The 13647-nt window shown below is 63.5% G+C and carries 10 protein-coding genes; 2 read left to right on the top strand and 8 right to left on the bottom strand.

The window, feature by feature from the left end:
* Positions 1 to 103: 103 nt before the first annotated feature.
* The gene (locus tag OKW39_RS05090) at positions 104 to 2032 is read left to right on the top strand and encodes a DUF3857 domain-containing transglutaminase family protein (RefSeq protein ID WP_429563457.1); all 1929 of its coding nucleotides are present in this window, start codon (positions 104 to 106) and stop codon (positions 2030 to 2032) included.
* 58 nt (positions 2033 to 2090) lie between these two features.
* On the opposite strand, the gene OKW39_RS05085 is transcribed toward OKW39_RS05090, so the two are convergent.
* The 5 genes from OKW39_RS05085 to glgC all read right to left on the bottom strand — a co-directional run bounded on the left by OKW39_RS05085 (position 2091) and on the right by glgC (position 8265).
* A complete protein-coding gene (locus OKW39_RS05085) occupies positions 2091 to 3242 on the bottom strand; it encodes a branched-chain amino acid ABC transporter substrate-binding protein (protein WP_090803969.1) in 1152 nt (383 codons plus the stop codon).
* Positions 3243 to 3671: 429 nt separating this feature from the next.
* Complete coding sequence (locus OKW39_RS05080) at positions 3672 to 4133, bottom strand: hypothetical protein (protein WP_429562210.1); 462 nt, start codon at positions 4131 to 4133, stop codon at positions 3672 to 3674.
* Positions 4134 to 4278: 145 nt separating this feature from the next.
* Positions 4279 to 5145, bottom strand: a complete 867-nt coding sequence (pdxY, locus tag OKW39_RS05075; protein WP_090803972.1) for a pyridoxal kinase PdxY — start codon at positions 5143 to 5145, stop codon at positions 4279 to 4281.
* 268 nt (positions 5146 to 5413) lie between these two features.
* Complete coding sequence (gene glgA / locus OKW39_RS05070; protein ID WP_184032883.1) at positions 5414 to 6874, bottom strand: glycogen synthase GlgA; 1461 nt, start codon at positions 6872 to 6874, stop codon at positions 5414 to 5416.
* Between the two features lie 128 nt (positions 6875 to 7002).
* Positions 7003 to 8265, bottom strand: coding sequence for a glucose-1-phosphate adenylyltransferase (gene glgC / locus OKW39_RS05065; protein WP_090803975.1), 1263 nt, complete (start codon positions 8263 to 8265; stop codon positions 7003 to 7005).
* A gap of 476 nt (positions 8266 to 8741) precedes the next feature.
* Between glgC and OKW39_RS05060 the strand changes: the two genes are divergently transcribed.
* Positions 8742 to 9854, top strand: a complete 1113-nt coding sequence (locus OKW39_RS05060; protein WP_429562209.1) for an alpha/beta fold hydrolase — start codon at positions 8742 to 8744, stop codon at positions 9852 to 9854.
* Between the two features lie 497 nt (positions 9855 to 10351).
* Here OKW39_RS05060 and OKW39_RS05055 read toward each other — a convergent pair whose 3' ends face one another.
* From OKW39_RS05055 to tnpC, 3 genes are all read right to left on the bottom strand, one after another.
* Complete coding sequence (locus tag OKW39_RS05055) at positions 10352 to 11011, bottom strand: NADAR family protein (RefSeq protein ID WP_429562208.1); 660 nt, start codon at positions 11009 to 11011, stop codon at positions 10352 to 10354.
* Positions 11011 to 11892, bottom strand: coding sequence for a phosphoribosyltransferase-like protein (locus OKW39_RS05050; RefSeq protein ID WP_429563456.1), 882 nt, complete (start codon positions 11890 to 11892; stop codon positions 11011 to 11013). The genes OKW39_RS05055 and OKW39_RS05050 overlap by 1 nt, the downstream gene beginning before the upstream one ends.
* 97 nt (positions 11893 to 11989) lie before the next feature.
* Positions 11990 to 13585, bottom strand: a complete 1596-nt coding sequence (tnpC, locus tag OKW39_RS05045) for an IS66 family transposase (protein WP_429562207.1) — start codon at positions 13583 to 13585, stop codon at positions 11990 to 11992.
* Positions 13586 to 13647: the final 62 nt, after the last annotated feature.

Genomic DNA, 13647 nt, shown 5'->3' with positions numbered 1-13647 from the left:
CCCGAAACGCACGGGTCGGCGATGTGCTACAACGACGACACGAACCTGGCCGAGGTGGATCTTGGGGAACGTCGTCGTCACGTTGGCGCACACGTCGATCGCGATGATCGGGCGCGCATGCCGCGTGCGCGGCGTGCGCGCCGCGGCGTTGCTTGCCGCGCTATCCGCCGCGAGCGGCATTGCCTTGCCGCTTTGCGCGGCAGCCGGCGAAATCGTCACCTCCACCAACGAACGCGCCCCTGCGACGATCGAGCGCGACGTCCATTTGTTCGTGATCCAGAAAGACGGTTCCGTCGAGGAACACGACGACACGCTGATGCGCGCGGACACGGCCAGCGGCGTCGACGAGATCGCGCAACGCTACGTGTGGTTCAACAAGGACATCGAGCAGGTGCAACAGTTGGCCGCCGAAACGATCGACCCCGACGGCACCGCGCATGCGGTCGGTCCCGAGGCGATCCGCGACGTGCAGGAGCCCCGCTCGTCCGGCGCGCCGAGCTTCGAGGACGGTGTGTTGCGCACCGTGATCTTCCCCGGCGTCACGATCGGCTCGCGCGTGCACCTGGAATTTCGCAAGACCCGCGCGAAGCCGCTGCAAGCGGGCACCTTCGCCTATCTGGTCGAGCCGTCGCTCGAGCCCGTCGACGAGCAGCGTCTGATCTTCGATCTTCCCGCCGACGTACCGCTCTATGCGGATGCGCGCGGCTACGTCGCGATGCCGCCCGTCACCGCGAACGGCCGCACGCGCTACGAGTTCGACTACCGGCACGGCCCCTATGCGCGGCTCGAAGCGGGCGCGGTCGGCTACGCGAACTGGGGCGACCGGCTGATGGTGTCGACGGTGCCGGACTTCGCGAGCTTCGCCGCGCGCTATCGCGGTCCCGCCGAGAACGACGCGACCCGCGACGATCCCGCGATCATCGGTCTCGCGAAGCAACTGACGGCCGGCCTTACCGATCCCCGCGACAAAGCCCGCGCGCTGTACGACTGGATGCGTCTGAACATCCGCTACGTCGCGCTTTTTCTCGGCGAGACGGCGGCGATTCCGCACAAGGCGGCCGACATCCTGCGCAACCGCTATGGCGACTGCAAGGACCACGTCGCGCTATACGGCGCGCTGCTCGCGGCCGCCGGCATTCGCAGCGAGCCGGTGCTGCTCAATCTCGGTCCGTACTACACGTTGCCCGAGGTCCCCGGCTACGGCGCGAGCGCGATCAATCACGCGATCATCTGGATTCCCGAGCTGGCGCAATTCGCGGACACGACGGCGGGCGGCACCGCGTTCGGCTATCTGCCTGGCGGCGTCATGGACCGGCCGGTGCTGCTCGTCGACGACGGCGTGCTCGCGCGCACGCCGGCCACTCAACGGCGCGAACGCAAGGCGCGCGTGCAGATCGACATCGACGAAAACGGCACCGCACATTATGCGTACCGCGTCGAGGATCGGGGCTATACCGCGGAGCTCGAACGCAACACGTTCCGCCGCGCGACGCGCGAGGGCGCGCAGCAGCTTGCCGCCAGGCGTCTGCTGCAAACGGGCTTGCACGGCTCCGCGCAATTGCAGACCGACGACGTCGCCGTGACCGGCGGTCCGTTCGCGACGTCGATGCAGGGCAGCGTGCCGCATCTGATCTGGCCGGACGGCACGACTGCCGTGCGGGCGCTCACGAGCCTCGCCGGCGGCATGGGCTCGCAGGTCGAGGCGTGGCTCGCGGAGCCCGTCAGAACGCAGCCGTGGGCGTGCATCGGCGGGGAGTTCGATGAAACGCTGGAAATGAGCTTGCCGCGCTTCGTGCGCGTGACCGACCTGCCGACCGACAGCACGGTCGAGGACCCGTTGCTGACGTTTGCGTCGCACTACGTCTTCGATCCGGCGACGCGCACGTTGCAGGTCAACCGGCATCTGCGCGCCGCGTTCGGCCATCAGATGTGTACGCCAAACGAATTCGCGGCGATTCGCGACGCCCTCGTGCGCATCGAACGCGATCTCGATGCCGAGGTGGTCGTCCGGGCGGCGAGCGCGCGGCAGTAGCGCGCCCCGCGCCGGCCACGCGCCGGGCAGGGCCGCGACGATCTACTGGACGTGGAGCTTAGGTGCCGCTCTTCGTCACGACCGGCACCCACGCGCCGTTCTTCACCTGATACAGCGTCGACGCGCCGCTCTTCAACGCGCCGGTGCTGTCGAACGAGATCTTGCCGGTCACGCCGTCGTAGTCGATCGACTTGAGCGCCGGACGGTACACGTTCGGCGAGTCGGATTTGGCCTGCTGCATCGCCTTGATCGCGACCCACGCGCCGTCGTAGCCGAACGGCGCATACGACAGCACGTCCGCGCCGAAGCGCTTCTTGAACTTCGCGTTGAAGTCCTTGCCACCCGGCAGTTGCGCGAGCGGGCGGCCGTATTCCCAAGCCATCGCGCCGTCGGACGCATCGCCCGCGAGCTTGATGAAGTCCTCGTCCATCACGCCGCCGCCGCCGACCAACTGTGCGTTCAGGCCGAGCTGCTTCATGCGCCGCGCGAAGCCTGCCGCCTGGCTGTCGAGGCCGGCGAAGAACACGAGGTCCGCATTGGCGCCCTTGAACTTGGTGATCTGCGTGCTGAAGTCGACCGCGTGGTTGTCGGTGTAGTCGCGCGCGACGATGTTGCCGCCGTGCGCCTTCACGGCTTTCTCGAACTCGTCGGCTTCGCCCTGGCCGAACGCGGTGCGATCGTCGATGATCGCGATGCGCCTGGCCTTCGTCACGTCGACGGCATAGGCGCCCGCATTGCCGGCGTTCTGCGCGTCGGTCGAAATCACCATGAAGGTGTTCGCGAAGCCGCGGCCCGTGATGATCGGATTCGTCGCGGCGGGATCGAGCACCGGAATGCCAGCCTGCTCGTAGACCTGCGAGGCCGGGATCGTCGTGCCCGAGTTGAAGTGGCCGACGACCACCGCGACGCCCGAGTCGACCAGCTTCTGCGCGGCCTGCACGCCGACGCGCGGGTCGGCCTGGTCGTCCTGCGAGACGATCTCGAAATGCGCGACCTTGTCGCCGATCTTGATCTTCTGCGCGTTGGCTTCGTCGATCGCGAGCCGCACACCGTTTTCCAGATCCTTGCCGTAGCCGGCATTGGCGCCCGTCAGCGGCGCGGCAAAGCCGATCTTGACCGGCAGGTCGTCGGCGAAACTGGCAACAGGCGCGACGGCAAACATCGCACCCACGAGCATGGCCAGCGGTTTCAGCGTGTTGCGAAGACTCATGGTCTCTCCTTGCATCGACGGTTGTTATGAAAGCGGTACGACAGCGAAGCGGTACGACACGTGAGGCCGAGGCAAGCCCTCGCGCATCGCAAGACTACGAAGGATCGCTCGCCGCTCACAATGCTGGAATACGCGCACTGGCGTTGAGCCTCGCAGCGTGTTCGCGACGTCAATCTGGGGCGAATATAGAAAGCCAAATTGCCGTCGTCTTGGCAATTCGTGGCGTTTTGGATGAGCATTTCGGCATAGGCGGCAACAGGTGCATGTGGTGCATGTGGTGCGCATGGAGCGTGCGTGAGGCATGCAAGCTGGCTTGCCGTGCGAAGGTCCGCCTGGGCTGCGGATTACGGCATATGCTTAAGAAGCCGGCGCGAGCGCGCCGGCCGGTGTTGCGGTGTTGCGGTGTCGGAGGAGATTCGAGCCTGTTGCCTAGCGCTCGCCTTGCTGGCGCAGCAGCTCTTCACGCAGACGCAAAAGCGGCGCCTTCGTGTCTTCGTCGGCCCACGTGTCGAGATCGTCGATCGCGCGCTGGCAGCCGTCGAGCACCACGTCGAGATCGACCGGCACGCCGTTGTTCAGCGCGAATTCGATCGTCTCGGCGAACTGCTGGCAGTCGTCCTCGCCGTACGAGATGTCGAGATTGTCGGCGATGATTTCGGCGATGTTGCTGCGTGCCTTGTCGTCGGCCGTCACCATGTCGACGATGCCGCGCGCGACGGCGGCCGAGTAGTAGAGCGCGATATCGAGCCATTGCGCGGGATCGAAGTCGGGCTGGTCGAACTGGTTCTCGAAGAACTCGATCGCTTCCTGTTCGTGCGCTTCGTCCGCGTCGATGCTGATGCACAACTGCTCAAAAAATTCTTCCCGCTCGCTGCGGATATGACCGTCCATCGAATGCCTCGTCTGCTGAATGCCGGATGCTGAAAATGCCATGGCGCGAGGGCGCAAGCCCTGGTCCACGCGGCACGCATTATAGGACGGCCGCCAGCAGGGTGCTGGCGAGGGGGCTCGGCAACGAGCGACGTGTCTAAGTTATCTAAGCCGTTTCCGCGACCCACGCATCGAACCACTCGCGCGGCTGGGCGATTTCATTTTGCATCGCCACCAGTTCGAGTTCATAGCGTCCGGCCTGCCAGGTCGCCTTGACGACCGCGTTGACCGCGGCGAGCGTGTGCTCGAAGGCCGAGCGGATCGAATCGCCGAGCAGCGTGCGCGCGACGAAGACCGCGCTCGTCAGATCGCCGACGCCGACCGGCTGGCGCGCGAACGGATAGAGCGGACGCTGTCCCATCCACGCTTCGCGTTCGGTGACGACGAGCATGTTGAAGCGGTCGGCGGGACTGTTGCGATCGAGCAGATGCTTGACGAGCACGAGCTTCGGCCCACGCGCGAGCAGCTCGCGGCACGCGGTGACGGCTTCCTCGAACGTCTCGATCTCGCGACCGACGAGGCGCTGCAATTCGATGTGATTCGGCGCGATCCCGTCGGCGACTTGCGGCATTTCTTTCACGAGGAATTCCTGGATGCCGGGCTCGACCTTGTAGCCGCCCGTGGCGCCCATCACCGGATCGCAAAAGTACCAGGCGCGGGGATTGGCCGCCTTCACGGCCTTGACGATGTCAATCACCGCCTGCGCCTGTTCCTTCGTGCCGAGATAGCCGGAGACCACTGCGTCGCAGCGCGGCAGCATGCCGATCGCGCCGATGCTGTCGACGAGATCTTCCATTTGCGATGCGTCGATCGCGCTGCCGCTCCAATGCCCGTATTGCGTGTGATTCGAGAGCTGCACGGTGTTGAGCGGCCACACGTTGACGCCGAGCCGGCACATCGGAAACACGGCCGCGCTGTTGCCGGCGTGACCGAACACGACATGGGACTGGATGCTCAGAACGTTTTTCGTCATGGTAAGGCTCGCGCAACCGGTCATGCGCGGTCAACAAAACACTGGAAGGGGAGGCTCGCGCGGGCGGGCCGATGGCCCGGGCGCCGTGCGGCAGACATGCCTGATACAGATGGTGCAGGAAAAACCCACGAACTGCATAGCCGGCAAGCCAGCAAACGATACAGGAGTTTGACAGCCGCGAGTTGATCCGTCCCCGTGCTGTTGCGCCGAACCATCAAACGCGCGTGAAGATTAACGAAAGCTGACAGTTCAACGTGCGGCGGATGCTTCAGACGAGTTCGCGATACAAGGCCAGATAGCGGTCGGCCGACGCGCCCCAGCCGAAGTCCTGGCGCATCGCGCGCCGCTGCGTGGCCTTCCATTCGGTGCGGCGTCCGTACAGCGCGAACGCGCGGCGGATCGCCGAGGCGAGTCCCTTCGGATCGAAGCGTTCGAACACGAAGCCGGTGGCGAAATCGTCGGCGAGGTTTTCGAGCGATGCGTCGGCGACCGTATCCGCGAGACCGCCGATGCAGTGCACGAGCGGCAGCGACCCGTAGGCGAGCGCATAGAGCTGGGTGAGCCCGCACGGCTCGAAGCGCGACGGCACCGCGACCACGTCGCTGCCGGCGATGATCGTATGCGCGAGGGTTTCGTCGAAGCCGAGCTCGACCGCGACCGATTCCGGATGCGCCTGCGCGACCATCCTGAGGCCATTCTCGAGCGCCGGATCGCCGGTGCCGAACACGACCAGTTGCCCGCCGCGCTTGACGATCTCGGGCACCGCGCCGAGCAGCAGATCGAGGCCTTTCTGCTCGGTCAGCCGGCTGACGACGCCGAACAGCAGCGCGTCGCTTCTCTGCGCGAGGCCGAAGCGCTTTTGCAGCGCTTCCTTGCAGGCGAGCTTGCCCGCCAGTCTCGACGCGCTGTAGTGCGTCGCGAGCAGCGTATCGGTGGCGGGATTCCACACCGTGTAGTCGACGCCGTTCAGGATGCCGCTCAGATCGTGCGCACGATGGCGCAGCAGTGCATCGAGCCCGCCGCCGTGCGCGAGCGTCTGGATTTCGCGCGCATAGGTCGGGCTGACGGTCGTGATGCGCTCGGCGTAGTAGAGCCCCGCCTTCAGGAACGATAGCTGACCATAAAACTCGACGCCGTGCATGTTGAAGAAATCGTGCGGCAGGCCGAGCAGGCCGAACTGATGCGCGGGAAAAATCCCCTGGTAGGCGAGGTTGTGGATCGTGAACACGCTGCGCGCGGGCGCGCGGCCGTGCTCGCGTTCGGCGGCCTTCAGGTAGGCGGGCGCGAGCCCCGCGTGCCAGTCGTGCGCGTGGACGATCTGCGGCGACCACGTCGGGTCCGTTTGCTGCGCGAGTTGCGCGGCGACCCAGCCGAGCAGCGCGAAGCGCTGCGCGTTGTCGCCGTACGGCACGTGTTCGTCGTTCAGATACGGGTTGCCGGGGCGATCGTACAGCGACGCGGCGCGGATCACGTAGACGGCGAGCCCGTTGGTGGGCAGCGTGCCGCGTTCGAGCGTCACGTTCGGCGCGCCGAAGCGGCTGCCCAGTTGCGCGACCGGCTGCAGATCGCGCAGGCCGGCGAGCACGGCCGGAAAGCCCGGCAGCAGCACGCGCACGTCGGCGCCGCGCTCGATCAACGCGGACGGCAGCGCGCCCGCGACGTCGGCGAGACCGCCCGTTTTGAGGAGGGGATACAGCTCGCTTGCGACGTGCAGGGCGCGAATCGTCATAGGCCGGGTCTCTGTCGGGGTGGCAGGGTTGCTCGGGGTCGGCAAATAGTCAGCGGTGGTTCGGGCGAAGCCGGGCGATGCCTGGCCGGCGGCGCGTGGCCGCCGGCCAGGCATCGGTGGGCGCGCTACTACGGATGCTCGCGCAACGCCTCCTGCGTGACCAGCACGACGCCTTCGTCGGTGCGATAGAAGCGCTCGGCGTCGCGCGCCGGGTCTTCGCCGATCACCGTGCCTTCCGGAATCGTGCAGCCACGGTCGATCACGACCTTCTGCAGGCGGCAACTCGCGCCGACCGTGACCTGCGGCAATAACACTGCCTCATTGATATTACAGAACGAACTCACTTTCACGTTCGATGACAGCACCGAGCGCGAAATCTGCGAGCCCGAGATCACGCAGCCGCCGCAGACGATCAGATTGTTGCCCGAGCCCTGCAGCCCCTTCATGTCGCGTACGAACTTCGCGGGCGGCAGCTGTTCCTGGTATGTCCAGATCGGCCATGACTCGTCGTACAGGTCGAGCGTCGGTATCGTCGAGGCGAGGTCGAGGTTCGCGGCCCAATACGCGTCGATCGTGCCGACGTCGCGCCAGTACGGCTCGACGCTCGGGTCCGACGACACGCACGACATGCTGAACGGATGCGCGATCGCCACGCCCCGCGTGACGACGCGCGGCAGGATGTCCTTGCCGAAGTCGTGATCGGTATCGATCGCGGCGATGTTCTCTTCGAGCTGCGTGTACAGGTAGTCGGCGCTGAACACGTAGATGCCCATGCTCGCGAGCGCCGTGTCGGGGCGACCGGGTATCGCAGGCGGGTCGGCCGGTTTTTCGACGAAGCCTGTCACGCGGCGATTTTCGTCGACGGCCATCACGCCGAACGCGACCGCTTCCATGCGCGGCACCTCGATGCAGCCGACCGTGCAGTCGGCGCCGCTGTCCGCGTGATCGGCGATCATGCGCGTGTAGTCCATCTTGTAGATGTGGTCGCCCGCGAGCACGACTACGTACTTCGGGCGGATCGAGCGGATGATGTCGAGGTTCTGGAACACCGCGTCGGCGGTGCCGCGATACCAGTGCGCGCCTTCGACGCGCTGCTGCGCGGGCCACAGGTCGATGAACTCGCCCATCTCGCCGCGCAGGAAGCTCCAGCCGCGCTGCAGATGCCGCAGCAGCGAATGGGCCTTGTACTGCGTGACCACCGCGATGCGGCGGATGCCGGAATTCAGGCAATTGGACAGCGCGAAGTCGATGATCCGGTATTTGCCGCCGAAGTGCACCGCCGGCTTCACGCGCTTGTTCGTGAGCGGGCCGAGCCGGGTACCGCGTCCGCCGGCGAGGACGATCGCGAGGGTAGTGCGCTGTAAGTCGTTCAGCCGTGCCGGAGTATTCATATTTGTCTCCTGTCGATCGGAGTGAGTCCTTCAGCACTCGCTCCGACCGCATGCAAGATGGTTGCTTGATTGATATACCCCCGGGGGTGATCTGGTCGCTTCCTCTGCGCTGATGATTCGGGCTGCCTGGCAGTCGTGCCGCATTGCCGTTCTTCGCTGCCTGTTTTCGCGGGTCCGTCAGTCAGTTCTAGCACCGATTGGACGCGAGCGAATAATGTTTATTGCGAGGGCCGCGTGGCGGATCATCCTCAAACGATCGCCTGTTACGGCGCGTTTTTCGGTGCGGCGCAACACATTGGCCACGAGGTCGCGTCCGGACGATGCTTGAGCCCAGGAGGCGCAATATGCATGCCATCTCGCCGCGGCCGTGTGCCGTGTCCGCAGTGCGCGACTGGCGGCGGAGTTCGGCGGCGCATCGTAGAATTGTGCGCTCCCTGCCTCGTGCATCCCTATTGCGTTTTTTGCAGAGCATCCCGATGAATCTTCACCGCCCATTCCTGCTTGCCCTGTCGAGTGTCTGCGCCTGCGCCATGTTGTGCGCGGCGTCTGTCGCGGTGTCCGCCACGCAGGCGGGCGTGCCGGTCGGCGAGGCGAGCCCGGCCGTCGCGAGCGCCGCGGCCGCGTCTTCCCTCGACGATTCCGGCCCGGCCTACGGTCCGGAACTGCAGGGCTTCAGCTACCCGGCGTCGGTCGAACGCTTCGAATTCACCTCGCAGGGCGTGCCTTTGCAGATGGCCTACATGGACGTGAAGCCCGCGCATGCGAACGGCCGCACCGTGGTGTTGCTGCACGGCAAGAATTTCTGTTCGGCGACGTGGGACGCGACGATTCGCCGGCTGAGCGATGCCGGCTATCGCGTGATCGCGCCGGACCAGATCGGCTTTTGCAAATCGAGCAAGCCCGAGCATTACCAGTACAGCTTCCAGCAACTCGCGCGCAATACGCATGCGCTGCTCGATTCGCTCGGCGTCAGCGAGGTGACGGTGGTCGGCCATTCGACGGGCGGCATGCTGGCCGTCCGCTATGCGCTGATGTATCCGCGCGAAACGCAGCAACTGGTGCTCGTGAACCCGATCGGACTCGAGGACTGGAAGGCGAAGGGCGTGCCGTCGCTGTCGGTCGACCAGTGGTATCAGCGGGAGCTGAAGACCACCGCCGACGGCATCCGCCGCTACGAACAGGCGACCTATTACGCGGGGCAATGGCGCGCGGACTACGAACCGTGGGTGCAGATGCTCGCGGGCATGTATCGTGGGCCGGGCAAGCAGATCGTCGCGTGGAATTCCGCGCTGCTCTACGACATGATTTACACGCAACCGGTTTTTTATGAGCTCGGCCATCTCAGCATGCCGACGCTGCTGCTGATCGGTCAGAAGGACACCACCGCGATTGGCAAGGACGCCTCGCCGCCCGAGGTGCGCGCGAAGCTCGGCCATTACCCCGAATTGGGCCGCGCGGCCGCGAAGGCGATTCCCCATGCGACGCTGGTCGAGTTCGCGGGGCTCGGTCACGCGCCGCAGATGCAGGACCCGCAGGCGTTTCATAAGGCGCTGTTGGAGGGGCTGACAGCGGCGCCGGAAAACCGTTGATCGATTATGTGGGTTTCTGTCGCGCCGCCATAGTCCAGCGTCGCTCTCCGTTAAGCGAAGCTGCCTGGGGCTATTTTGCGGTCCGTCGCGGCGTTCCGGAGAGGGCCGGCTGCGGATAGGCGGCAGTCGGCCAGAACCGGACGTTCGACACTCCCCCGGAAATTGAAAACAATCTGGCCTAGCTTATCGTCCAGTTCGAGCATCTTCAGCGCAATCAACTCTTCGGTCATCGAGCGGACGTGCGTCGCCGCATGGGTCTACATTGATAAGCCTCAATGCGGCGTCGCACTGCTCAGCTATCTTAAATACCAGACCGACACGAGGCCGCCTTGTGTCGCTAGGAGACTTGGAGTCGGCAATCAACGTAACAAGACCAGCAAGGATCGATTCGCAGTGGTGGTCAGTCGTTTGTCTTTCATTTTCGTGGTGCCAGAGACTCCAACTTCCTGCGGTTCGAATCCGTCTTTGTAGATCTCTCTCGCGCTACGGATTCCAAGTTAATCACCATTTTTTTTCCGCAGATATTCGAGTCTCGCAGCCCTTGCCATCATCGCCGTTCGATCTACAACTGGTGCGTCAGCGGTAACGGTATCAATGCTCTTACCCAGCAGGAGAAATTGCGGAATAGGTAGAGGTTCAACTGTCCGCAGCGCTTCGGGCTCTTTCGTTAATCGCTCTCGTAGACGCATCAGTAGGCGTCCCAATACATTTTCACCGCGATAGACGCCATTGCCGATATGTAACGCGCCCCAGTAAGCATCTTTGGAGGACTCTTCCACAATGTCTCGCTGACCGGTTGCGAGCAACAGGTCCCCGAATGCCTCCCAATGTTCCGCAAGTTTGACCCGCAGACACCAGCGCATGACTTTGAAGTTGATTGCATCCCAGTCCTCACGCGACTGCGGTCTATACGGCTTTGATTTCATCTTCGCCGTCATAGGACTAGTCTGTTCAAGGATAAGCCGTTGAACTTCGGGCAGATGCGGGAAGCGGCACGCCTGGTAAAGCGCTTCAGACGTGCGTATCCGTACTCCCGCAACTAGCAACGGAAAGTTGGGAGCCATGTTCGAAAGCCCACCATACTCCTCGTTTGTCTTCCGAAAGACGACCGATTCGTGTCTGGAGTAGGAACGGATGTTTTCAGCGTGCTCAGTCATTAGTTGGTGCGACGAGGGAATAGCGGATACCACGGATCGCCAACCCAAAGAGCAAGAGGAGCATTGTTTGGACAGTTACGAGCGGTCACCGTCATCGCACCGAATCCAAGTGATTCCAAGACCATGTTTCCCAATGGTCGCTGATAGATGCCCAAATTTGGGCACATGCCCCGAATCCGGACCCCTGCTCGAAGGAACTCCTGTTCCAGCAGATTGCGACCCGCTTCAGATGAAAAAAGCTTCAGTCCACCAATGTTGCCCGGCGTCCGAAGTCTAGGCTTATATTTTAACGTGGCGACGTAATCTTGGACGCCACAATCCGCTGGTATGGAAGTTGGGCGAAGGACATCACTTGAATTGGTCTCGGAAAGCCTGTCTTCAATTCCGATGCTCTTCCACCATCTAAACGTTATGTTCTTTTGCGCCTTCTGCGCCCGTTGCGCCAGTTGCGTGTCCGCGTAGTATTTGCCGGATGCGTGGTAGCCAATGACGACTATATGCACCGTTGCCTGCGGGGGCGCCTTTGTCTCGATCCAAGCGGTCAAATCGGTGAGTATCCGATTGCCCGTAAACGAGAAATCGTCTAGATAAATAAACGTGTTGGTCCGTGGGACCGCGGTCCGCTCTCCAAACAGTTGACGCAGCACGTTCCAAAATCGCTGCAACATCCAATGTTGGCTACTACCCGCGGCGGAAACGTCAAGGAAGTCAACTCCACTCCAAAACATTTTCGGATTGGGACCAGCCAACTTTGCTGAGTTCGCTACGATGGACAGAAACTGGTCGATTTCAGCTTGCGGCACATAGCTACGCGCCAACACATGATCCATTTCCGCAAGGATTGGCTGTTGCACCGCAGGGTCGAATTGTGGTAAGCGCACGATCCAGCACACGGAATTGACGTCCCTGGGTGGTGGGGAGATGGCGTCTCACGACAGCGCGTCGATTGGTGAAGTTCGCGCCAATGCGCTGGTCAAATCAAACGGGGTTGCGTGCTGCAGCCGTGAGCTTCGCGAAGTTGAAGGGCAGCAGGTCTGTGACATCGGCATCCGGTGCGCGTTGCGGCAATTCGGTCAGCACATGCACGAGATATGCGTAGGGTTCGACATTGCAGGCTCGACACGTGAGCATCAGGCTGTAAACGATTGCGCTCGCTTTCGCCCCGGCAACAGTGTCACTGAACAGCCATGAGGATCGGCCTGTACAGAATGGTCTGATGTCGCGCTCGATGACGTTGTTGTCGACGGCGGCACGCCCGTCGCTCACGTAGCGGCAGAGATACGTCCACTGGTTGCGTGTATATGAGATTGCCTTGCCCAGCAGGCTTTCTGGCAGAACCTGCGGCGCCTGTTCGTCCAGCCACTTTCTGAACGCTTCGAGTAGTGGCACGCTGTGCTGCTGGCGCAGCCGGTATGTGTAGTCAACGCGCGTCTCGCCTTCGGGCATATCGGCTTTGGCCAGCGCCTCGACCTGATACAGCGCCTTGAAGTATTCCAATGCCTGCCCGGCGCGGCCGCCGGGTTTTTTCATGCCCTTGAGCGCGTCGACGAAGGCCCGACGGGCGTGAGCCAGGCAGCCGAAGTGGGTTGGTCCTTCGAGCGTACGCCAGGCGGCGTATCCGTCCGTCATCAGCAGATCTTCATAGCCGGCGAGGAATGCCTGAGGATATTCCTGCCCCCGCCCCGGCTGATAGTCGAACAGTACGACCGGCTCCGCACAGTCTTCGGCACTGCGGTAGACCCACATATACGATGTGCTCTGCGCGGTCTTGCCGGGCTCCTTGAGCACCTGCACCGTTGTCTCGTCGCCATGGATCAACGGCTGCGACAGCAGCGTCTTGCGCAATGCCTCATAGAGCCGGCGGTAATGCAGTTCAGCGGGCCGGATGATCCAGTTTGCCAGCGTGCCACGTCCGACTTCGATGTCTGCGCGCGCCAGTGCGTGAGCCATCCGGTATAGCGGTGTCCCGTCGACATACTTGCCGGCAGTAACGGTGGCGATCATCGCCGCACTGGCATTGCTGCCCGGCAATGGCTGCGCTGGCATCGGTGCGGTGATCACCGGCGTGCGTTCGGCATGGCGTTCGCAGTGGCGGCACGCGTACTTGAAGCGCACGTGCTGCAGCACGGACGCCTTCACCTCGATATGCAACTGTTCGCTGACCTCTTCGCCCATGCGGTGAAGTGCGTGTGCGCAGCATGGACAGATCTTCTGCTCTTCGGGCAGGTCGTATTCGATGCGCTGACGTGGCAGGTGCGCCGGCAGTGGTTTGCGTCCGGGCCTGTTCCGTGCCGCCCCGGGTACATCTGGCAGGCCAGTATCGGGCAGCGCGAACGTGCCTTCGGCATCGCCGGCGTCATCGTCGTCGTGGTCGGTGGCGGCGATCTGTTCGGCCTCGTCGAAGACACGAGCCCCGAGCTTCTCGCTACTCGGCGCGAAGCGCTTGCTCTGCGCCAGGCGGAACTGCTCCTCCAACTGGGCAATCCGTTCGCCCAGCTGCCGGTTGCGTGCCTCGAGTTCACGGATATAGGCCTGGGCGACCGACGGCAATCGGGAGAAGTCGTCTTCGTTCATGCTCCCAGGATAGCGAATGATTGCGCGCGACGGGTTTACGGGAATTTGTAACCGTCCACCCG

The organism is Paraburkholderia sp. MM6662-R1 (assembly GCF_050436245.1).
Lineage (GTDB): Bacteria > Pseudomonadota > Gammaproteobacteria > Burkholderiales > Burkholderiaceae > Paraburkholderia > Paraburkholderia tuberum.
This window is presented reverse-complemented; position numbering and strand designations above follow the sequence as displayed.

Excerpts from the sequence above, each read along its gene's own strand:
- OKW39_RS05090 (WP_429563457.1), top strand. The coding sequence starts at position 104 with ATGATCGGGCGCGCATGCCGCGTGCGCGGCGTGCGCGCCGCGGCGTTG.
- OKW39_RS05085 (WP_090803969.1), bottom strand. The coding sequence starts at position 3,242 with ATGAGTCTTCGCAACACGCTGAAACCGCTGGCCATGCTCGTGGGTGCG.
- OKW39_RS05080 (WP_429562210.1), bottom strand. The coding sequence starts at position 4,133 with ATGGACGGTCATATCCGCAGCGAGCGGGAAGAATTTTTTGAGCAGTTG.
- pdxY (WP_090803972.1), bottom strand. The coding sequence starts at position 5,145 with ATGACGAAAAACGTTCTGAGCATCCAGTCCCATGTCGTGTTCGGTCAC.
- glgA (WP_184032883.1), bottom strand. The coding sequence starts at position 6,874 with ATGACGATTCGCGCCCTGCACGTCGCAAGCGAGCTGTATCCCCTCCTC.
- glgC (WP_090803975.1), bottom strand. The coding sequence starts at position 8,265 with ATGAATACTCCGGCACGGCTGAACGACTTACAGCGCACTACCCTCGCG.
- OKW39_RS05060 (WP_429562209.1), top strand. The coding sequence starts at position 8,742 with ATGAATCTTCACCGCCCATTCCTGCTTGCCCTGTCGAGTGTCTGCGCC.
- OKW39_RS05055 (WP_429562208.1), bottom strand. The coding sequence starts at position 11,011 with ATGACTGAGCACGCTGAAAACATCCGTTCCTACTCCAGACACGAATCG.
- tnpC (WP_429562207.1), bottom strand. The coding sequence starts at position 13,585 with ATGAACGAAGACGACTTCTCCCGATTGCCGTCGGTCGCCCAGGCCTAT.